13 protein-coding genes are annotated in these 22043 nt (G+C 43.1%); 7 read left to right on the forward strand and 6 right to left on the reverse strand.

The features are described 5' to 3' along the window. Positions 1-195: 195 nt before the first annotated feature. Entirely contained in the window at positions 196-2766 is a 2571-nt protein-coding gene (locus tag SVI_RS09950) for a M4 family metallopeptidase (RefSeq protein WP_013051396.1), read from the reverse strand. Positions 2767-3218: 452 nt separating this feature from the next. Next, positions 3219-3569 carry a hypothetical protein gene (locus tag SVI_RS09955; RefSeq protein ID WP_013051397.1) on the reverse strand — a complete coding sequence of 117 codons (351 nt, stop codon included), beginning with the start codon at positions 3567-3569 and terminating at the stop codon, positions 3219-3221. Positions 3570-4311: 742 nt separating this feature from the next. Here SVI_RS09955 and SVI_RS09960 point away from each other — a divergent pair. Further along, complete coding sequence (locus tag SVI_RS09960) at positions 4312-5364, forward strand: lysozyme inhibitor LprI family protein (protein ID WP_013051398.1); 1053 nt, start codon at positions 4312-4314, stop codon at positions 5362-5364. A gap of 273 nt (positions 5365-5637) precedes the next feature. On the opposite strand, the gene SVI_RS09965 is transcribed toward SVI_RS09960, so the two are convergent. Then, entirely contained in the window at positions 5638-6894 is a 1257-nt protein-coding gene (locus SVI_RS09965) for an adenylosuccinate synthetase (protein WP_013051399.1), read from the reverse strand. A 136-nt stretch (positions 6895-7030) separates the two neighbouring features. On the opposite strand from SVI_RS09965, the gene SVI_RS09970 reads away from it, so the two are divergent. Next, a complete protein-coding gene (locus SVI_RS09970; protein WP_013051400.1) occupies positions 7031-7924 on the forward strand; it encodes a LysR family transcriptional regulator in 894 nt (297 codons plus the stop codon). Positions 7925-8356: 432 nt separating this feature from the next. Here the strand turns inward: SVI_RS09970 and SVI_RS09980 are convergent, their stop codons facing one another. Next, positions 8357-9967 carry an ABC-F family ATPase gene (locus SVI_RS09980; RefSeq protein ID WP_013051401.1) on the reverse strand — a complete coding sequence of 537 codons (1611 nt, stop codon included), beginning with the start codon at positions 9965-9967 and terminating at the stop codon, positions 8357-8359. Positions 9968-10391: 424 nt separating this feature from the next. Next, a complete protein-coding gene (locus SVI_RS21450) occupies positions 10392-10547 on the reverse strand; it encodes a hypothetical protein (RefSeq protein WP_157608678.1) in 156 nt (51 codons plus the stop codon). Between the two features lie 553 nt (positions 10548-11100). Between SVI_RS21450 and SVI_RS09985 the strand changes: the two genes are divergently transcribed. After that, positions 11101-12852, forward strand: coding sequence for an AMP-binding protein (locus SVI_RS09985; protein WP_049791061.1), 1752 nt, complete (start codon positions 11101-11103; stop codon positions 12850-12852). Between the two features lie 653 nt (positions 12853-13505). On the opposite strand, the gene SVI_RS09990 is transcribed toward SVI_RS09985, so the two are convergent. Continuing rightward, entirely contained in the window at positions 13506-14810 is a 1305-nt protein-coding gene (locus SVI_RS09990) for a sensor domain-containing diguanylate cyclase (protein WP_041419855.1), read from the reverse strand. A 331-nt stretch (positions 14811-15141) separates the two neighbouring features. On the opposite strand from SVI_RS09990, the gene SVI_RS21885 reads away from it, so the two are divergent. The 4 genes from SVI_RS21885 (at position 15142) to SVI_RS10005 (ending at position 21879) form a co-directional block, all read left to right on the forward strand. Continuing rightward, the gene (locus tag SVI_RS21885; protein WP_013051405.1) at positions 15142-15267 is read left to right on the forward strand and encodes a GNAT family protein; all 126 of its coding nucleotides are present in this window, start codon (positions 15142-15144) and stop codon (positions 15265-15267) included. 1031 nt (positions 15268-16298) lie between these two features. Then, positions 16299-18197, forward strand: a complete 1899-nt coding sequence (locus SVI_RS09995; protein ID WP_013051407.1) for a S8 family peptidase — start codon at positions 16299-16301, stop codon at positions 18195-18197. Between the two features lie 195 nt (positions 18198-18392). Continuing rightward, positions 18393-19109, forward strand: coding sequence for an RluA family pseudouridine synthase (locus tag SVI_RS10000; RefSeq protein WP_013051408.1), 717 nt, complete (start codon positions 18393-18395; stop codon positions 19107-19109). Between the two features lie 190 nt (positions 19110-19299). Next, positions 19300-21879 carry a M1 family metallopeptidase gene (locus SVI_RS10005; RefSeq protein ID WP_013051409.1) on the forward strand — a complete coding sequence of 860 codons (2580 nt, stop codon included), beginning with the start codon at positions 19300-19302 and terminating at the stop codon, positions 21877-21879. Positions 21880-22043: the final 164 nt, after the last annotated feature.

A 22043-nucleotide genomic window follows, 5' to 3' on the forward strand; every position in this document is an offset into this window, starting at 1 on the left:
TAGCGCCAGATATGACTTAAATGACGAGCTAGACCCCGAAGAGGTCTAGCTCGACAATTGCTCTCAGTTTTGCTGCTAATTTTAAATACTAATACTAATACTAATACTAATACTAATACTAATGCTAGTACTAATACTTAATAGCTACGCTCAATACTAATTATAAATATTTATGCTCAATACTTATGCCTAGTGCTAGGGGTTAACTTGCAATGTGAGTGTTAGGCCTGCAACTGCTTGGTAACCATAAATGTCGATATACCAAGTACCTTCTGCCGGTGCGGTAAAACTACAGCTTTCAGTGTTACCATTTTTGTAAGGGCGACAATCATAAAGGCTAGTTGTTGATTGAGCGCCTTGGCGAATATACAAGTCTGCATCACCACTGCCACCAGAAATACTGATCGTCATATCAGCATAACCTGCGGGTAATACTTGCGTATAGCGCTGCCATTGGCCTTGGGCGATAGAGATATTGTTCAGGGTATCATTGATTGGATCTAGGCCACCCGGTGAACCACCTTCAGTATAGCTTCCTGTTAATGTGAGTCCTGAAAATGCAGAGTAGGCTTTCAAACGGACATAATAAGTACCGCCAGCTGCCGTCACATTACATGATTCATTATTACCATCTTTATAAGGACGACAATCATAGCTAGAGTCGGTTGGTATTGCGCCAAACTTCACATACATGTCAGCATCACCAGTGCCGCCGTTCGCCACAAAGTTAATACCTGTCGCACCAGCGGGGACTTCCATGGTAAATACAATATCAGTGCCTGTTGCCGCGCTGACATTAGTTATAGCGACGCCATTGCTAAGCACGTTATCACTTGGTGGGGTAGGTGGTGTGGTACCGCCACTGGTGTAACTCGCGGTTAAACTGACACCGCTAATAGCACTCCATGCCTCAACCATCACATGGTAAGTACCGGCTTGGGCAGTAGCAATATCACATGTTTCTGTATTACCGCTAGATGCACTTTTACAATCTTGAATATCTAAACTTGGTTTTGCGCCAAATTTCACATACAGATCGGCATCGCCAGAGCCACCAGACGTATTGAAACTTAAGCCTGTGGAATTGGCAGGAACTTCTAAGGTATAAAACAATTGCTGTTTAGCGGCAGCTTCAATGCCCGTTTTAGCAATACCATTTTGCAGCTCGCCTCCCACTGGAGGTGGAGTCGGTGTACCGCCATCAGGACAGGTACCGACACCAACAGCGCACCATGCTGTTTCTACCGCTGTTTTTTCGCTGGCACCGTATAAATCTTGGGCCGCCTGTGCGGTTGCTGTTCTGGCACCTGAAAAATTAGTATTTTGGCTCATGTAAGTGGTCAGTGCGCGGTAAAATATTTTTTCCGCTTTAGCCATACCTATACTCGGGACTTGCGCCGTGGATTTATTGCGCGGATGAGTTCCGCCATCCACGAGTAATACGTAGGCTAAGTTGGCAATGCCTGAGTTGCCATGTACGCCACCATTATCATTTTGATTATTGGGGTTATTTACAAAAGGAATGCGATCTGGCCACCAATCTTTGGAGTAACCATCTTGGGTTGGGTTATTCATATAGCGAAAAGCTTTACCCGGTTGATTGTTATAGAGTTCATCTCCTAATAACCAGGTAGAAGTGGTGATACCATTTTTATAGGCTTCAGCCGAAAGACCTAAAATATCAGACCAGGCTTCATTAAGCGCACCAGATGCATTGGCATAAACCAGATTGGCGCTATTACCCGTCACACCGTGTGTTAATTCGTGTCCAATAATATCAAAATCTGCAGTGAAGTCGTTCATACCCTCTGAAGCTTCACCATACATCATTTGACTGCCAGTCCAATAAGCATTGGCAACGCCCATATCAACACTGGAAATCATCGCCATACCATTATTATCTAGACTGTCACGGCCAAACTTACTTTGATAGTAGTCATACACTTTCGATGCACCATCATGAGCCCGCTGAGCGGCAGCATTACCGCCACAGTTTTGATTGTCGGTACACAATAATGTACCAGGGGCTGAGTTTGCAGAGCCACCATTTAAGGTATGAGTACGCCATGATTTTGCTGAATGAACCTGTGGCTCGCGGGTTAATACTTCGAATGAGTTAGCATCAAAATAAATAAAGTCTCGACCAAAATCTTCATTATTATAATCCCAAGAAACCTCTAAGCGATAAGCCAGCTTGGTTTCTTCACTCAAAGGTAAATAAATATAAACTAACTCGGGCGTGTCAGCAGTATTACCAATCAGTTTTGCAGCAGCCAGTGCTTTTTTAGCTCCACCTTTACGACTGTTTCCATTCATAACCGAAGCCATGCTTGCATTATCAAGATGGGCTAAACGTCCAGTCAATCCATAAATGCTACTGCTTGCGTTACCATTATTTAATACGCCCACACTAGGGTTAGCATGAATAATCATGCTGGTGCCATAAACCTTAATACCATTAATCGTCTGATTAAAATGCGTATGACTCTTACCAAGCTCATCAATCCATTGACGACGAATATTAAAGTTCTCATTTCCTTGGGCGCCGAATTCATTTTGACTGGCAATAATGTCTTTTAATGCCTGTGCCGCTGAGTTAGCTGTCATGTTACCAAGATTACCAGTAACAAAAGATGGAGCGCCGCTTTCTGTTTGGTTTTTGATATTCATCGACATTACTGTGGTTGCTGATGCGCTCATGGATGAGGCAACCAGTGTTGCTCCAATCATTAACGACAAGCTAGTAATTTTATTATTTTTATACATGTGTTACTCCTGTAAATTAAAGGACCATTGAAAAGGGTTAATTCCAACGACATTTTATTTATTAAAATAATTATTTACTTCGAGGTTTTAAAATCAGTATTTTCTGACTTTTTTCAACCTAACACCAATCAATCTAGATCAACAAAGATCCAACATAAAATTAACAAGTCGATTTAATCAATAAATGTAGCGAAATGTTTCCATAACCATTGAGTTGATATGATTAAGTAATAAAATCCTTATTTATCAAAAGAAAGCAGGTTAAATATAATATTGTATATTAAATGCAGATGTGTGAATGGATGTACACTTACTCAAAAAATGAATAATATTTTATAAAAGTGGCAAACAGAATTAATATCAAGATGTAATAATTGATATTAATTCAATGAACTTTTTAAGCAGGATTAAGGTCAACTTATGTCTGCATAATATATTTGTAAGTAAAACAGCTATTGAGTTTTAAACTGTTTTTCGTCAAGGTTTTCCAACTCTACAAACCTCACCTTAATATTGCTGTTATGACTTGGTTGTTCCCCATTAACCAAGGCTATAATGGTTTCTGATAAAGCATTAGCACTTTTTGAGGTGACCACTAAAGACACCAATTTTCGCCATTGGCATCCTGTGAAACCGCAGCTACCACCTAACTTCATTTGATGAAAATCAATCCAATACTGATCCCTAGGCTTATCGGATAAAAATTCAATTATTTTTGGGTGTTTTTTTACGGCATCAATGGCAATATCTTCTGAAAATACTGTACTAGAGAATAAACACAGCAAGATAATAATAAATTTCATTTTAGTTCTACTCAATTAAGCTGTTATTCATTAGAACACCATATAAACATTTGGCGAACAAATCTAGCTTGAAGCCTTTTATTCTAATTTAGCTTAATAGAATTCAACTAAATTTGAAGCAGCTTAACCAGCAGCTAACTTTAGCCGAAGTGAATCTTTGCTCTGAAATGGTGAATGATAAATGAATTATTAATCTAGATTTGTTTATAAGCTAATGTTTCGCATTTAAAGAATACAGCTGGATCCCGGAACAAGCCCGGGATGACAAGAAAACGAGAAGGCGAGAAGGCGAGAAGAGAATGCTGGTTGGCCACGTCGACACCTACCTCGTCGCTCCGGCATGCTCATTGGCCAGAATCCATTTTTATGAATAGACTTCAAAATCGGGGTCCCGGAACAAGTCCGGGAAGACATTGCGTCTAGCCATAGGTGATGGCTAGGCTGAGTGATTAGTCATTATTCGCGAACAGAAAATTTATGCTCGAGCCTGAGTTGATATTGATATTGAAGCTGTTCAATAATCTAAGTCTAAATAGATATTCGTTTAAGAGGGGAAATCAAAATTTCTATCCGACTGCTCAAGCAACTATAGGAGTGACTACAGGATAATCGAAAGTATAAAAGGTTTACCTTCCTCGGCAGAAAGCAGAATATGCCAATAATGAATAGCTAACATGGTCTGCCATGTTTTTGTTAATGAAAGGTTAACTCGCGTTACTGGTGTGGTAAGGTCCTAGTATACATGAACTTACTATGGCAGAGGATAAATTACCAAGTGATGAATTATCGACGATTAGCTATTTTTGTAGCCTTATGTCTTCCCTTTAAGGGATTCGCGGCGGGGATTAATTGTGAAAAGTCAGTCACTGAGATTGAAAAATTAATTTGTGCAGATCAAGAATTGTTGCTTCAAGACGATCGTTTGGATGTTATCTACTGGACGCTTCAAGAGGATAATCCCAACTTTAATTTTTATCGGACAAGGTTGCGTCAAGAGCAGCGTGAGTGGCTAAAAACTCGTGATCTTGAATGTAAAAGTTTAGATAAAGTAAAATTGAAGTATTGCTTAGAAGAGCAATATCAACAGCGTATTACAGTACTTTCAAGCCTACTAGATGCTCCCATTTATATTAAATCTAATGATGGCAACTATGACATCCCTTTTACTGCATCAATTTATACAGATAGCGATGGGGTATGCCACAACAACAAGCTGCTTCAAAGAAAGTCGCTCAATCGGTTACTGAATTTCGACCCTGAATCCATGGAATTAATGGTTAAATATAAGAAACCATCACCAAATTCTGTGGCCGATGAGTGCCCAACTCCTACTTTTGAAACAACTAACATTACCTATACAGAATCGATGAACTACGTCAGTGATAATCTAGTTTCACTTGAGCTGTACAGTATAGCGAACTCAGGTGGATCACACCCTGATTTTGACAGGACTCTGTTGAGTCTTGATAGAGCAAAACATTCTCTGATTTCTTGGAATGACATGTTTGGTGAAAATACTTCATTTGAAGAGTATGTCTATCAACGCGTTTATGATGAAATTGCCGATCAGGAATATAGCTATGGCGCTATCGAACAATTTAAAGACTTGGGTTATTTCAATATTAGACAGAATGGACTGTTTATCCAATATGATAACTATGACATCGGCACCTATTCACATGGTGAACCGTCACTAACCATTCCATTGAAAATACTAAAAAAATACATGAACAGGAAAAAGTATCAGTATTATTTTGGTGAAAGCCAATCAAGCAAAATGGCAATAAAACACTAAGGGAAGGCTAGTGATGTGTACTTCTCCCTCGTCATTCCGATCTTGGGTAAGTCAGAATCAATTTTTCGAATGAAGATCAAAAACTGATAATGGATCCTACCTCGTCATTCCGGCATGCTCGTTTGCCGGAATCCATTGTTTAGCACTTAAAGACAACAGCGTCATCCCGGAACAAGTCCGGGATGACGCATGAAAAAGCAATGTCTAAGTATCACTGCCCCCTGGCGGTCAGAGACATATGTCCATGACGGTCAAATAGATAATTACTGATAATTATCTAAGGATCATCTGCTCACGCTCTGGGCCGACTGATACCATTTTGATGGGGACACCCATTAATGCTTCGATGCGAAGTACGTAGTTTTGAGCGGCTTCAGGTAAGCTTGCAAATGTGCGGCAAGCTGTGATGTCTTCGCTCCAGCCTTGCATATCCTCATAGATAGGCGTTAGTGCTGCAGTTTGAGGCCAGATTGGGTTTTGTGTGTGTTCACCGGCGTAAGATACACAGATTTTCAGATCTTTCATGCCGGTTAAACAGTCAATCTTGGTCAGTGCAATTTCGGTGGCGGCTTGTAGCTCGACACCATTACGGGTCGCGACAGCATCAAAATATCCCATATCACGAGGACGACCCGTTACTGCGCCGTATTCATTAGATGCTTCACGGAAGTTATCTTGCTCTTCCATTGCCGTGACTAATGTACCTGTACCCACAGATGAGCTGAATGATTTTGCCACGGCAATGATTCGCTCCGGGCGTAGTGCCGGTAAACCACTGCCAATGCCAGCATAGGCCGCGGTTACGTTTGAAGAAGTTGTCCATGGGTATTCACCATAAACCAAGTCGCGGCCTGCACCGAGTTGCGCTTCAAACAACAAGTTAGCCTTGTTGCTTTGCATCACTTTTAGCGGCTCTGTTACGTTGCAGATAAATTCACGCCAAGGTGCCGTTACCTCTAATAACCATGCGGTCATCTCTTCTGCGCTTTGGTTGAAGTCACAGCTTGGGTATAGGGCTTTTAATTGTGGCATTTTCCAATCGAGCATAAATTGAATACGCTCGAGCAGCACTTCAGGTTGCATTAACCAGCCCACAAGAATGCCTTTTTTCATGACTCGGTCGCCATAAGCGGGGGCTATGCCTTGACGAGTAGAGCCATAAGCTGCATCGCCCAAGCGCTCCTCTTCCAAGGTATCTTCGAGTGCGTGTAGAGGCAGACATAGAGTAGCGCGATCTGAAATGTGTAACTTAACGTTCACGCCAGCCGCTTTCACTTCGGCAATTTCTTCGCTTAATGCCGCCGGGCTGATGACCATGCCTGGGCCGAGTACCGCAAAACAGTTTGGATTGAATATGCCACTAGGGAGCTGGTGTAATTTGAAGGTGCCAAAATCATTGACCACAGTATGGCCTGCATTATTACCACCTTGAAAACGAATGCTTGCAGAGGCATCTGCCGCAAGAAAATCAACGATACGGCCTTTACCTTCATCGCCCCAATTAGCACCCACAACAACAATAGACGGCATAACTCTCACTCCTGAATAATTAAGAGGCTATGCTACTGCAATAAAAATGATATGGAAAATTAATTATTATTATCAATTTGATAAGCAACTCATATATCATGGCGAGGAAAACGACTTAAATAACCAGGTAAAAGCGATGCTTGATCTCAATTGGCTTAGAACGTTTGTCACCTTAGCCCAGCACCAACACTTTGGTAAAGCAGCAGTAGCCTTACACATGACTCAGCCTAATGTGAGTTTGCATATCAAGCAGCTAGAAAATACAACCCGAGTTAAGCTCATTGAGCGCAACCCATTTCATTTAACTCAGGCGGGTGTTCGATTACTGCATACCAGCCAAAAAACCTTGATGGAGTTACAGGTCTGTCAGGCAGATCTCAACGCGATTAATGATCTTAGCCAAGGGACAATTACTATTGCGGCCAGTGATATTATTTCTCGGCTACTCTTAATCTCGCCATTTCAGTTATTCAAAGCCGAGTTCCCGGGGATCGATTTTTCGCTGTTAAACACCACCTCATCACAAGCATCAGAATTGGTTAAAAATGCCCAAGCAGATTTGGGTTTTGTGATCGCTCAAAAAGAGAGTCAGCCACTGCATTTCACCGAATTGCAACAGATACATTGGTGTGCCCTAGGGGACAACCTAACCTTATGGCAAGAGGCGAAACTACAGCCTGAATTAGCTTTAGAGAGTGAACCCACCTTGATCCTATTGGGTCACGATACCCGCACCCGAGACCTACTCGATTCAGCTTTGCCCTCCCTGAATTTACCTCAGTATCGAATAATGGAAGTGGGTAGTGTCGATGCTCAAATAGACTGGGCGGAAGCGGGCTTTGGTGTGGCGATAGTGCCCGAGTTTTCAATTTATACGAAACGAAATTTAAAGACCAAAGTGACACCTTTGCCTGAGTTTCCCACCACTAGCCTAGGTTATATTGTGCGTCAGAACCAGATACTCTCGAAAGCCATCAAGCAGTTATTAAGATGGGTCGATGAAGAGATCATTCGTTCGCAAAATAGGTAGAGCAGAGACGATGCTCCCAGTGTGAGCGGGTGAAGCTAAGAGGGGGGGAAAGACCGAGAGGATGCTAGCGCTGGAAAGACAGCTCAATGTATATAGAGAGGGTCTACACCTCCTTCGTCTTTCCGATGTTCTTGTTGGCCGGAACTCACTCTTTAGCACTTAAAGATAAGAGCAGGATCCCGGAACGAGTCCGGGAAAACGAGAAAACGAGAAAACGAGAAAACGAGAAAAGAATAGTGGCAGATGACATCTACACCTCCTTCGTCTTTCCGGCATGGCTTATGGCCGGAATCCATTCTTTAGAGCTTAAAGACAATTGTTCAAACCATGCCTTTATCTGGCTATAGCCGTACTTTCATCATATATAAAAACAAAAACGCCGCCAGACACGAGTCTGGCGGCGTTTTTTATTCGATAATTTATCTAGTCGTGTTAAGCGACTTTTCTAGCAGCGGCTTCAGCCGTGCTGGCCAGGTACTCATCGAAGGTACCGTGGAAGTTGACCAACTGCTTGTCTTTCACATCTATGATGTGTGTGGCCAGTGATGACACGAACTCACGGTCATGGCTGACGAAGATGAGTGTGCCTTCAAATAGCTTAAGCGCATTGTTCAAGGCTTCGATGGCTTCCATATCCATGTGGTTGGTTGGCTCGTCCATGATTAGCACGTTGATATCTTGCATCATCAGCTTGCCGAATAATAGACGGTTTTTCTCTCCACCAGAACAGTTCTTAGCTTTCTTGTTGGCATCGTCTTCAGTAAACAATAGACGACCTAACATGCCACGAACCGAAAGGTCGTTGTGCTTAGGTGTACGCCACTGTGACATCCAATCAAATAATGACAGCTCATTATCAAAATCAGCTGTGCTGTCCTGTGGGCAGTAACCGATAGCGGCATTTTCTGACCACTTGATCACGCCATGATTGTTAGACAACTCATCGACTAGGCAGCGAAGTAGGGTAGTCTTACCCACACCGTTCTCACCGATAACAGCTAATTTAGCGCCAGCTTCTAGGATCAACTCGCCGCTTTCAAATAAGGTTTCACCGTCGAAGCCATGTCCGAGATTTTCGATAATCAGCGCCTGACGGTGCATCTTCTTGCTTTCTTCGAAACGCAAAGACGGTGTCATACGGCTTGAAGATTTAACGTCATCCAAACTGATTTTATCAAGTTTCTTAGCACGAGAACTGGCTTGCTTGGCTTTCGATGCGTTAGCACCGAAGCGGTTAACGAAGTCCTGTAGCTCGGCCATCTCGGCACTCTTCTTAGCGTTACCGGCTAATAGCTGCTCTTGGATAAGGCCTGCTGCTTCTAGGAAGTACTCGTAGTTACCTGGGTAGATACGTAGTTCGCCGTAATCGATATCAGCCATATGAGTACAGACAGAGTTAAGGAAGTGTCTGTCGTGAGATATGATGATCATGGTGCATTTACGTTTATTAAGCTCGCCTGCTAACCAAGAAATGGTATGAATATCCAAGTTGTTGGTTGGCTCATCGAGAAGCAAGATATCTGGGTTAGAAAACAATGCCTGGGCCAGAAGTACGCGTAATTTCCAACCTGGAGCCACTTGCTGCATTAAACCAAAGTGAAAATCTTCTTCGATGCCTGCTTCAAGCAAGATCTCACCGGCGCGAGACTCGGCACTATAACCGTCCATCTCGGCAAACTCACTTTCGAGCTCGGCGACTTTCATGCCGTCGTCTTCGGTCATTTCTGGTAGTGAGTAGATGCGATCACGCTCTTGCTTCACTTCCCAAAGTTTTGCATGACCCATGATCACGGTATCTACAACACTGTATTGCTCAAACGCAAACTGATCTTGGCTCAAGGTACCCACTTTAAGACCCGGTGTGATAGACACGTTGCCAGAGCTTGGTGCTAACTCGCCACTGAGGATTTTCATGAATGTGGATTTACCACAACCGTTCGCGCCGATTAGGCCATAACGGTTGCCGTTTCCAAATTTAGCTGAAATGTTTTCAAACAAAGGCTCAGCGCCAAACTGCATGGTGATGTTCGCGGTGGATATCAAAGAAATGTTCCTAGGTGTACAGGCAGGTTTTGAATTGACTCGCTTTTTAAAACTCAGGCCAAAATAACAACGTGCAATAGAATGAATAAATTAGGTCGCGGATTATACAGAGTTTGAGTGGATTGGGCTAGTTAAGATCGAATTTGGTTGTAAAACTGAGACCTAACTTGGTTATTCAGCTAAGGCAATACTGTGTTTTAAGCGCGAGGAGGACACTTAGTTGCTGAAGCAAAGACGAGAAGGTGAGAAAACGAGGAAAGAATAGTCGTAGATAACATCTACGCCTCCTTCGTCTTTCCGGCATGCCTGTTGGCCGGAAACCATTCTTTAGCACTTAAAGATAACAGCTGGATCCCGGAACAAGTCCGGGAAGACGTATATATGAAGCCGGGTCGATAATAGCTCCTGGCATGATCGACATTTGCTACCTGACCCATAGGAATATGGGGAATGTCTGAATGATATCGGGAGTATCACTGACCATGTAGGTCAGAATACTGGAATACTGGAATACTGGAAGGCGAGAAGGCGAGAAGGCGAGAAGGCGAGAAGGCGAGAAAAGAATAGAGGTAGATGACATCTACACCTCTTTCGTCTTTCCGGCACTCTTGTTGGCCGGAATCCATTCTTTAGCACTTAATGACAACTGCATCGTCTAAGCACTGAGATCGCCCTTGCTTTACCAGGCCACAGGCCATCATCTTCGTTGTTCCAAGCCTAGCGCCTGTCTTTGCTCGGTTTCTCCGCAAGCTGTAGCCGCTACGTTGACCAGTACAAGGGGGAATTGAAGGCTGCTAAATTACTTGAGTTACCCACAAGAATTGTCGGCCAAGGACAGTGTTGTATGCCTGATGTTCAGTGTTAACATTCTTTTTAGAGAGCTATTTTAGAAAACTACCTTAGAGAGCTAGTTTAGACAGTTATTTTAGTAAACTAGTTTAGAGCACTATCTTGGAACGCTATCTTGGATGAATGCTGTGTAAGGGGTCTGGGAATGTATCTTGAACACAGATACATTTTTCTGGCTTGCAGTAGATAGCTGATAACCATGATTAGTTTCCAGATATCTAACAGATTAATGTAACTTGTAGATTCAGCTCATTGAAACATCATAAACAGTGCAGGGAGGCGTAATGTTAGATATTGTCGATTTAAAGTTAGCTGGTTCATCGTCACAAAGGGATTCATCTGTTTTATCCATAAGCGAGTTTTCAGGTCCTATAGACATGCCTTTGGCATCGCAAACCATAGGGGCATATTTTGAAGATATCGCTAATCGCTATCCAGATAACCTAGCTGTGGTGGTGCAACATCAAGGCATACGCTGGAGCTATAGCGAGTATCAGCAGCACATCGATGAGTTGGCAATAGGATTACTCGAGCTTGGGATTAAGCCAGGGGACAGAGTGGGGATCTGGTCGCCAAATAATATCGAGTGGTGTCTGACTCAATTTGCTACTGCCAAAATTGGTGCCATCATGGTGTGCATCAATCCGGCCTATCGACCCGAAGAGCTGAAATATGCTCTCACCAATGTGGCTTGCAGCGCTATTATCTGCGCCGAGAAGTTTAAATCCAGCCATTACCTTGAGATGCTTTACCAGCTAGCGCCTGAATTATTGACCTGTGAGCCGGGTAAGTTAGCCTCTGCTGCACTGCCTGAGCTTAAATCTGTGATCCGTATGGGTGACGACTTGTCTGCAGGCATGTTTAACTTCAATCATATAAAGCGGCCATTAATCGATAATGATCGCGCAATCCTAGATTCACTTGCAGCGACTCTGTCACCCAGTGATGCCATCAATATTCAATACACCTCAGGCACTACCGGCAGTCCAAAAGGTGCGACGCTGACTCATCACAACATTCTCAATAACGGCTTATTAGTCGCCGAGGCTATGAAGCTCACTAGCGACGATAAACTGTGCATTCCAGTACCTCTGTATCACTGTTTCGGCATGGTGTTGGGTAATTTAGTGTGCATAGCCAAAGGCGCAGCGGCGGTATTTCCTGGAGAGTCATTTGAGCCTCAGGCTACGTTAACCGCAGTTGAGACTGAGCGATGCACAGGGCTGCACGGTGTGCCTACCATGTTCATTGCTATGCTTGAGCTCGACGGCTTTAAGCAGTTTGATTTAAGCTCGCTGCGGACCGGCATCATGGCCGGGGCAACATGCCCCGAAGAGGTGATGCGCCGAGTGCAGGATTTAATGTACATGCAAGAAGTGTTGATAGGTTATGGCCAGACAGAAACTAGCCCTATTAACCATATTACCGAAATCGATGCAGCGCTCATCAAGCGTGTCACTACCGTTGGCCGCGCTATGGCTCACACCCAAGTAAAAATAATCGATGAGTCAGGTGACACAGTGGCAATTAACCAGTCAGGTGAGGTGTGTTCAAAAGGTTATTGCGTGATGCTAGGCTACTGGAACGATGTAGAAAAAACTCAAGCTACTATCGATAGCCAAGGCTGGTTGCATTCGGGGGATATCGGCGAGATGGATGATGAAGGTTACGTCAAGATCGTCGGCCGTATCAAGGACATGATCATTCGCGGCGGTGAGAACATCTATCCCAGGGAGATTGAAGAGAAGCTCTATAGCCATGCCGATGTGTTAGATGCCGCGGTATTTGGCGTACAGAGTGACAAATACGGCGAAGAGGTTTGTGCCTGGATAAAGTTACGTCCGGGCTGCCTGGAAATAAAAGATGAGATCCGCCACTTCCTCACCGATAAGATTGCTTACTTTAAGGTGCCGCGCTACATCAAGTTTGTCACCGAGTACCCGATGACAGTGACAGGTAAGATCCAGAAATATAAGATGCGTGACCTCATGTATAAAGAAGTGTGTGAAGACTTGTATAAGGATTTGCATAAATAGCTAAAAGGCAAAAAAAACACTTGGTTGGTGTGACTAATACGACGCTCAATTCGTGAGCGATTAGGGCAAGAGAAAAAGCTGGTTCCCGGAACAAGTCCGGGATTACTGCAACTCAGTTGTAGGTTGATTTCGCCCTGACCCACGAGGATATGGTGAATCTCTGATTGATATCGGGAATAGCACAGTCAGAAGACTGGAAAACGAGAAGGTGAGAAAATAATAGTGGCGCTGACATCTACACCTCCTTTGTCTTTCCGGCACTCTTGTTGGCCGGAATCCATTCTTTAGCACTAAAGACAACAGCTGGATCCCGGAACAAGTCCGGGAAGACTACAAGGGAGAGTGGGTCGTTCATTGCTCCTGCATTATTCTACCTTTGCCCATCCATGGACTCGTACCTTCTATATCCATATAGTCGTGCATAATAGACATGTTCCTTGACCCATAGGGATATGGGGAATGTCTTAGTGATATCGGCAATATCACTGACCCATGGCGGTCAGATAACAAGTTCAATACGTCTCAGCTTGATATAGGTCTTGCGAGTATCTTTTTAGCCATTTAAAGCGCTTAGCTGCTGTTCATATAGGCCTATTTGTTTCTATAGCCTATAGGGAGCCGCTGTATCCATCACCGTCATCTTCACTGTAATGTTAATCCGACACTCTATTCCTGCCGCTATTCTTGGCGCGATAAAGAGCGTCGTCGGCTCGTTTGATTATCGACTCAGTGTCATCGTGTGGCGAAAATTCCGCTACACCTATGCTGACGGTAAAAGTGACAGGTTCATGATCTTGACTTAATACTATCTGCTGGGATATGCGTTGTCGAATACGGTTAGCCACTTCTTTGGCAGCCTTTAGTCGGGTATTAGGCAGAAGAGCAATAAACTCCTCACCGCCAAACCTGGCCAAAATATCCACCTCCCTTATTACCTGCTTTGTTTTTTTAGCAAATTCTTGTAACACCTTGTCACCAATTGGATGACCGTAGGTATCGTTAACCATCTTGAATTTATCTAGATCGAACATCAAGACGCAGAAGGTGTGTCCGAAACGTTTATATTGCTGACTAATCTCTACTAACTGGCCATCGAAGTAATTTCGATTGTTAAGTCCGGTCAAATTATCTGTGTTCAGTTTATGTTGTAGTTTTTCTATAAAAGCGATTCGATTAGATACGTCACGTATGATTGCGGTAAATTCTTTTTTTCCATTGATTGATATTTTAGATATGGTTATCTCGACTGGGAATTCACTGCCGTCTTTTTTTACTGCCAATATCATCACTCGAGATATCATGTCTCTGGACTGAATATCCGAGTCTGCAAATTGCTTTATATAATTACCATGATTGGCCCTAAACTTTTCTTTCATTAGTCTAGTAATACTCTGTCCTAATATTTCATCTGCGCTGTAGCCAAATATTTTTTCCGCGGCATTATTAAATAATTGTATATTTTGTTGAGCGTCCATAGTGATAATGCCATCAAATGCTGCGTCTATCACTGAGCTTAATCTAGCATTGTCACTGGCATCCATAACCTCATTGTGTAACTCATGTTTATCCGTTATATGAATGCCAATGATCATGACCCTTGGGGGGAGATTAGGCTCATTATCCATGGGGTTTAAAAACAAACGCCACCATGGAGATTCAGAGGACAATGCCAATTTCTGCTCTATCTCTATGGGTTCGAGAGTCGCAAATACTTGAGGCAGGTAGGTACTGAAAACCTGCAACACTAGATCTGAGGTTAAGCTATCCAATAGACAAGGTTTGATAATCGTACTTGTGGCTTGGTTTTTGTCTTTACCTAACATACGCAGAAAGCGATCATTATGGGCGACCACCCGAAATTGTTTCTTCTTACCTTTAAGTTGTTTCAGTTCAACAATGGCAACACTTGCCGCAATGACATCGACTAGATGCTGTAGATCCTCAGATGAAGCGTGCATTTATTCTCACCAAGACTTGAGAAGTGTATTTAAGTTTAGTTGTATTTGAGCACTTGAGTATGAGTTAGGTTTTGGTTTTAGCTCAAAGCAATGACGCTAGTCTAGCCAGAGTGCTCAATGTGAGTGTGCATTTGAATGAATGCAGCAACTCACCTCGAATATCTCATTGAATTAATATTCACCATTATGAATGGAAGTTAAAAACATCTCGGGGTTATATTTTCGATTATGCATAAAAGGCGCATAAAAGGAGCATAAATAGTGCGTAAGCACTGCGTGGTCATCGGGTAAATAATGCAATTCAAGATGCGGACAGACTCGAGTTTCATTTATGACCCGCAAAGATGCCGATGACTTTTTTGACTTAAACCAAGACCAAGATGTGATGCACTATATCAATGGTAGACACAAGACCTCCATGGAAGATATTCGACAAATCTTGCTCACCAGACTTTAAAAAAATGGCAATGAAGATGAAGCTTGGGGGCTCAGGAAAATCATGGCTAAGCCTACACAAGTGCGTTACTCACACCTTTATTTGGGCAGGATATTGGTGAGGTCCATGGACTTTTTAAATGATGACCAGAGTGGAATAACCTCGAAGTTGGCGGCGTTTCAAAAAATGCCAGGGGTAAAAATCATGCCCCTGAGGTTGCTAAGGCGATAATAGATCTAGTGACCGCACCTAACAAGATCAATAAGGTACCGGCCGTCGCCTTCGAAGAGAATCTAGGCTCCATGAAGTCATGGAGAAGCTAGCAATGAGCTTCGTTAAAAAGGTATCCACAAGGATCCATTGGGTGATTTAGACTTAGGCTTAGATTTAGATTTAGACTTAGATTTAGTTTTTTATGAGAAACTAATATTGCGAGAAGCTTATATAAAGCAAAGATGATAAGGGTAAGTCTTATAAAAGAGGAGTTAACAGGGGCAATTATTTATACTTCCTCCGTTTATAAGCTGTCATTGATTCACTGTCATAAAACCATAAACTGAATCAAGTATCCTCTTGGATCAATGTATTTCACTCACTCGATTATCCAATGTGTTTAAGATAAATCGGTTAAATTGAAACTCAAAGGCCGCCATTAACGCTAAATGAGACTAAATATAGTGATTAATACTTTTGACTTAGTAATCTAGATGTAACTAGTGCAAACGAATTAATATTATTGAGTCTAGAGCTGGTGATTATAATTGTGATGTTAAAATGATGAAGTTATGAGCGTCAGTATAAAACAATTACTTATATCTCATATTATTTAGTTATCAGATGATAAAACAAGATTAGTCAATTAATCGTCAAGTGATGGTTTTAAGTCATTAATAAAAGTCTTATTTTACTATTACTTAGTCATGTAAAGGGAATGTTACAATTCCAGCGACCTTGTCTTACCCTTGTTTTTTATACTCTTATTTCCCCAAATCCTTAAATGAATTAGGTTAATTCTGCCCCTGAGGCACAATTAATAAAAATGGAGTTAAACCATGTATAAGAAACAACTGATAGCAATAGCGGTCACTGCAGGATTAGCATCGGTCTCTATTCAAGCACAAGAGTATCAGGCACAAATGATTGAGGTCGAACAATCACGTGCCATTGCAGATACCTATATTGTGGTGTTTAACACACCGAGTGTGCTCAACCTTTCAGATCAAATGTCTATCCAGAGCTATGCCATTCAGCAAGCTAATCAACTGGCTAATCGTTTTAATATTAAGGTAAAGAAGAATTTCGGTAGTGCGCTTAATGGCGTGCTTGTTGGCGCGTCCCGCAAAGAGATCATGGCCATGCGCAATGATCCCAACGTTAAGTACATAGAGCAAGATCAGATGATGTCCATCAGCCCTATGATGAGCACAGCCGGAGATCAAGCGAGCCCAATCTGGGGTCTGGATAGACTGGATCAACGTGATTTGCCCTTAGATGGTAACTATCATTACGATTTCGATGGCACAGGCGTCACGGCTTATATTGTAGATACAGGTGTATTGACCACTCATAATGAATTTGGTGGTCGTGCCAGCAGTGGTTATGACTTTGTCGATAACGACAACGATGCTACCGACTGTAACGGGCATGGTACCCATGTGGCCGGTACAATAGGCGGTTCTAGCTATGGTGTGGCTAAGAATGTCAACGTAGTGGGGGTTCGCGTACTAGATTGTAACGGTTCGGGCACTAACTCTGGGGTGATTTCGGGTATTAACTGGGTGAAAGATAATGCTCAGGGGCCTTCGGTTGCCAATATGAGTTTGGGCGGTGGAGTGTCACAAGCCACAGATGATGCAGTTAATGCGGCAGTTGCAGCTGGGATAACCTTCGTGGTTGCTGCCGGTAACGATAACAGTAATGCCTGTAACTATTCACCAGCAAGGGCTGTGGATGCGATAACTGTCGGCTCGACAACCAGCAGTGATGGTCGCTCTAGCTTCTCTAACTATGGTAGCTGTTTAGATATCTATGCTCCTGGCTCTGACATCAAATCTGCTTGGTATAATTCTAATTCAGCCACTAAAACCATAAGTGGTACCTCTATGGCTGCGCCACATGTGGCAGGCGTTGCGGCACTTTATTTGGATCAAACACCAACACTTACCCCCTCAGAGGTCGATGCTTTACTCTCGTCTAGGGCGACTACTGGTAAGGTGACCGATGCAAAGTCAGGGTCGCCTAACGAGTTATTGTTTGCTCTGGAAGCTGCTGGTGGCGGTTGTGGTGATAATTGTCCGGTCAATGAGACTGAGCTGATCAATAATCAGGGTGTGAGCACCAGTGGTGCTACGGGCTCAGAGAGTGACTACTTTATTGATGTGCCGGCAGGCGCCACCTCGTTATCTGTTAACCTATCCGGTGGTAGCGGCGATGCAGATATTTATGTGCAGCAAGGCAGTAAGCCAACAAAGAGCAGTTATCAGTGCCGTCCCTATAAGAATGGTAACAATGAGTCCTGTAGCTTTAATAATCCAGCTGCCGGAAAGTGGTATGTCATGCTCCATGGCTACAGTGCTTATTCAAACGCGACGCTTAATGCTAGCTATTCAACAGGTGGCGGAGGAGGTGGTGGTAACTGCACAGATGCCGATTGTCTAACCAACGGTGTTGCTGTCACTGGGATCACTGGGGCTAGGGGTTCAGAACAAGCTTTTAAGGTTTATGTTGAGGCGGGTTCACAATTAACCATAAGCACAACTGGTGGTAGCGGTGATGCAGATCTGTATGTGAAGTCGGGCAGTGCACCTACCACTGTCACCTACGATTGTCGCCCATATAAGAGTGGCAACACAGAAAGTTGTACCTTCAATGTTAATCAGTCTGGTATGTACCACATCATGCTTCAGGGTTACAGCGCCTTTAGTGGCTTATCCTTAACTGCCAGTCATTAATGGCTAGCCTTTAGCAGGTACAAAGCCCTGATATTGTTTATCAGGGCTTTTCAACATCTGCCACACATCAACATGGGGGTGATCTTGTCTGCAGCTATATATTAGACGCTGGGAATTGACAACATATCTAGTGATTTTGGTATAATATCGGCTCTCAGTTCAGATATTAATAACCAAGTAGTAAGCCAAGCCATTATGCAGCCACAAGCAGACCCGTTTATCGTGCCCAAATGTCTCGATGAGATTAATATCCTGTTTCGGGATGAACATATTTTAGTTATCGATAAGCCAAGTGGCTTACTGAGCCTGTCGGGTAAACATCCTCTCAATATTGACTCGGTTCATTATCGATTAGTACAGGACTATCCCACCTGTACCTTGATCCATCGCTTGGACTTTGGCACTTCTGGTGTCATGTTACTCGCCATGAATAAACAGATTAATGCCTTATTATGTAAGCAGTTTAGTGAGAGGCGTGTCAGTAAACGTTACACGGCTTTACTCCATGGTGATCTTAAACCTGACTCAGGTTTGGTAGACTGCGCCGTAGCAAAAGATATCGATAACTTCCCCCTAATGAAGCTTTGCCAAGACACGGGAAAACCGGCTCAATCAAAATTTAAGGTGTTATCTCGATTTATTCAAACCCAGGACGATAACTTCTTTGTCGATGATATCAGGGCGGGGGAGCGACAAGTGACTCGGGTCGAATTCGAGCCTGTCACGGGACGCACTCATCAACTAAGATTACACAGTCAACACCTGGGCCATCCGATACTGGGCTGCGATCTGTACGCGACAGATGAAGCATATTTTATGTCTAGCCGTTTGATGTTACACGCATCGCAACTGTGTTTCGAACATCCGGTTTCTGGTGTGCCAATGGTCATTGAATCAAACAGTCCATTCTGATCTCAGCAAGTTGTAAACCTAAGTGTCTGCTATAGCTTTATCTCTGCCTATTTTGTTAAAATTACGCAGCTTATGTTAATCGATGTGACTTTGAGCAGTGTTAGCCTCTGCTCTTTTTAGTTTATAGGTCACTCACTTCGTTTAACCGCTTCAGTAATTTAATTATAATAAAATGATAGAAGGAATGGATATGTATAGAGTCATGGCCACGGGGTTGGTGACAGTTTCTTTATGCGGCAGTGGAGTCATTCAGGCCGAAGAATTTGTCTTAAGTAAACAGACTAAGCCAGTATCACAAGCTGTCAGTTTGGCTTTAGATCCCAGCAAAGAAAACTTTTCCGGCAGTACAGACATTAAGATCCAAGTACTTGAAAAAACAAGGGTAATTCAGCTTAACGGCGTCGATTATACCGCGACAAATATTCAACTCACAGGCCAGCAAGCCTGTGAAATGACCGCTAAGATGCTAGATACAGGTATCGTTAATCTTGTCTGTAAGCAAGAGATAAAGCCTGGCAGTTATAACCTGCATTTAGATTTTACCGCACCTTTCAATCGCCAATCAGTGGGCTTATATAAGACGGTGGATGCTGGCGTACCTTATCTATTCACTCAGTTTGAGATGAGTGATGCCCGCCGCAGCTTCCCGGTATTTGATGAGCCTGGATATAAGATCCCATTCCAGATAACCATTACCGCGCCATCGACGGAGAAGGTTTACGCTAACACCCCTGTGGTAAGCACTAAGGTAGAAGGCGATAAAACCACCCATGTTTTTGCTCAGACCAAGCCATTACCCTCCTATTTAGTGGCCTATACCGTGGGTCAATTTGAAGAAGTAGCCATTGAAGGGATGAAGATCCCCGGTCGTGTTATCACGACTAAGGGAAAAATCGAACTGGCTCAATACGCGGTTAAAGAGATGCCGGCGATTCTCGGAGCGTTAGAAACGTATTTTGGTGTGGATTATCCCTATCAGAAACTCGATTCGGTTGCTGTGCCCGATTTCCCTTTTGGCGCCATGGAGAACGCGGGTCTTGTCACCTATAGAGAAGATATCTTACTTCTTGATGCAAACAGCGCTAATCAAAATACTAAACAATCGTCTGTCTCAGTGGTTGCCCATGAACTGGCTCATCAGTGGTACGGTAACTTAGTTACCATGGAGTGGTGGAACGATTTATGGCTAAATGAAGCATTCGCCAGCTGGATGGCCGCTAAGGTTACCCATCAGTTACATCCTGAATTTGAGTCGGATCTTAGTTTATCGAAAAACCGTGTGATGAGCTTAGATGCACGTCTGTCGACTAAGCCTATACGTAAGCCCATAAGAAACGAAGCCGATATCATGGATGGCTTGGGACTGGCTTACAGTAAGGGTTCTGCCGTTTTGTCTATGGTTGAAAACTGGATTGGTGAAGAGAGTTTTAAGCAAGGGATCCGTCAGTATATTAAGGATAACGCCTTTAAAAATACCCAGGCCGATGACCTTTGGAATGCCTTATCTAAGGCATCAGGAAAAGATGTGGGCAAGGTACTGAGTACCTTTATTGAACAATCATCTTACCCCTTGATCACAGTGGATGTTAAGGGGAAATCCTTGACCCTGTCTCAGCAAAGATTTGCATTTGAAGGCAGTAAGGCTCCGGCTCAGACTTGGGTGGTACCTGTGTCTATCAAGTATGGCAAGGGTGATAAAGTAATATCCACAAGCATATTACTCGACAGCGATACTAAAACCTTAGAACTTGAATTTACCCCAGATTGGATTTATCCAGATGCCGATGCCATGGGCTATTACCGTTGGTTATTGGATGACAAGCAATTAGCTAACTTGCTTGCCAATGCGAAAACTAAGCTAACGGCCAGAGAGCGTAAAGCACTTATCTCCTCCGCCGATGCGCTGCTCGATGGAGGATTTATTTCAGCCGGTGATCTCTTGGCCATATTGGCAGAGTTTATCGATGACGCTCATCCTCAAATTGTGTCGTCTGCTTTGAATTATCTTAAGATCCAGAAGATGACCTTTATTGATGCAAGCAATGAGGCTCAATGGGCTAAATTTATCAGTGCCAAGGCAAGAGTCGCTATCGACAAATATGGTCTGGTGGCTGCACCTGGTGAGAGCATAGAGATCAGTAAATTGCGGCCTAGCCTTATTGCTATCTTAGCCTTCGAAGGCAAAGATAAAGCAGTTATCAGTGAGGCAAAATCGGCGAGTCTGGCCTATCTAGCAGGTGACAAGTCCATCGATGCATACCTAATAGGAACTCAGCTTAAGATCGCGGTATACTTTGGAGATAACTCGTTAATTCAAAAGCTTAAGAAAGAATTCGAGGTAACGAAGAACCCACAAAAACGTACTAATCTGATGTACGCCTTAGGGTATGCTGCGGATCCTAAACAGCAAAAAGCCATGTTAGATTACAGTTTAACTGATAAGTTAAACTCTCCAGATCTTAAATATATCATGTCAGGGCAGACGTATACTCATGCTCGAAAATCAATATTTAGAGACTGGGTGTATAGCAATTACGAAGCTGTAAAGGCTAAGCTTCCACCTTTTGCAGTGGCCATGTTACCTAACTACACAGGGACTGGATGTGATCTAAAAGCACTAGATCGCACCAATATTTTCTTCGAGTCTAAACTTGAATCTTCTCCTGAGTTTACGCGCACCTTGGCAAAGCTCAATGAGAAGGTAAACATTTGTGTTAAGTTAAAAACTCGCGAGCAGGCCAGCGTAAATACTTATCTGCAAAAATTGTAATACATCTAGGCTGTTCACTAGCCAGTTTTAAGATTTAGGATTTAGGATTTAGGATTTAAGTTTTAGCCAGCATGCTGGTGAAACTTAAGAGTAAAATAACTAAGCGGAGCCATAAGCTCCGCTTTTTTGTGTCTGCAGTTTAACTATTTACGTCTGACTAATAG

The organism is Shewanella violacea DSS12 (genome assembly GCF_000091325.1).
GTDB lineage: Bacteria > Pseudomonadota > Gammaproteobacteria > Enterobacterales > Shewanellaceae > Shewanella > Shewanella violacea.

Coding starts and splice junctions, on each gene's coding strand:
- SVI_RS09950 (WP_013051396.1), bottom strand. CDS start 2,766: ATGTATAAAAATAATAAAATTACTAGCTTGTCGTTAATGATTGGAGCA.
- SVI_RS09955 (WP_013051397.1), bottom strand. CDS start 3,569: ATGAAATTTATTATTATCTTGCTGTGTTTATTCTCTAGTACAGTATTT.
- SVI_RS09960 (WP_013051398.1), top strand. CDS start 4,312: ATGAACTTACTATGGCAGAGGATAAATTACCAAGTGATGAATTATCGA.
- SVI_RS09965 (WP_013051399.1), bottom strand. CDS start 6,894: ATGCCGTCTATTGTTGTTGTGGGTGCTAATTGGGGCGATGAAGGTAAA.
- SVI_RS09970 (WP_013051400.1), top strand. CDS start 7,031: ATGCTTGATCTCAATTGGCTTAGAACGTTTGTCACCTTAGCCCAGCAC.
- SVI_RS21450 (WP_157608678.1), bottom strand. CDS start 10,547: ATGTCATCTACCTCTATTCTTTTCTCGCCTTCTCGCCTTCTCGCCTTC.
- SVI_RS09985 (WP_049791061.1), top strand. CDS start 11,101: ATGTTAGATATTGTCGATTTAAAGTTAGCTGGTTCATCGTCACAAAGG.
- SVI_RS09990 (WP_041419855.1), bottom strand. CDS start 14,810: ATGCACGCTTCATCTGAGGATCTACAGCATCTAGTCGATGTCATTGCG.
- SVI_RS21885 (WP_013051405.1), top strand. CDS start 15,142: ATGACCCGCAAAGATGCCGATGACTTTTTTGACTTAAACCAAGACCAA.
- SVI_RS09995 (WP_013051407.1), top strand. CDS start 16,299: ATGTATAAGAAACAACTGATAGCAATAGCGGTCACTGCAGGATTAGCA.
- SVI_RS10000 (WP_013051408.1), top strand. CDS start 18,393: ATGCAGCCACAAGCAGACCCGTTTATCGTGCCCAAATGTCTCGATGAG.
- SVI_RS10005 (WP_013051409.1), top strand. CDS start 19,300: ATGTATAGAGTCATGGCCACGGGGTTGGTGACAGTTTCTTTATGCGGC.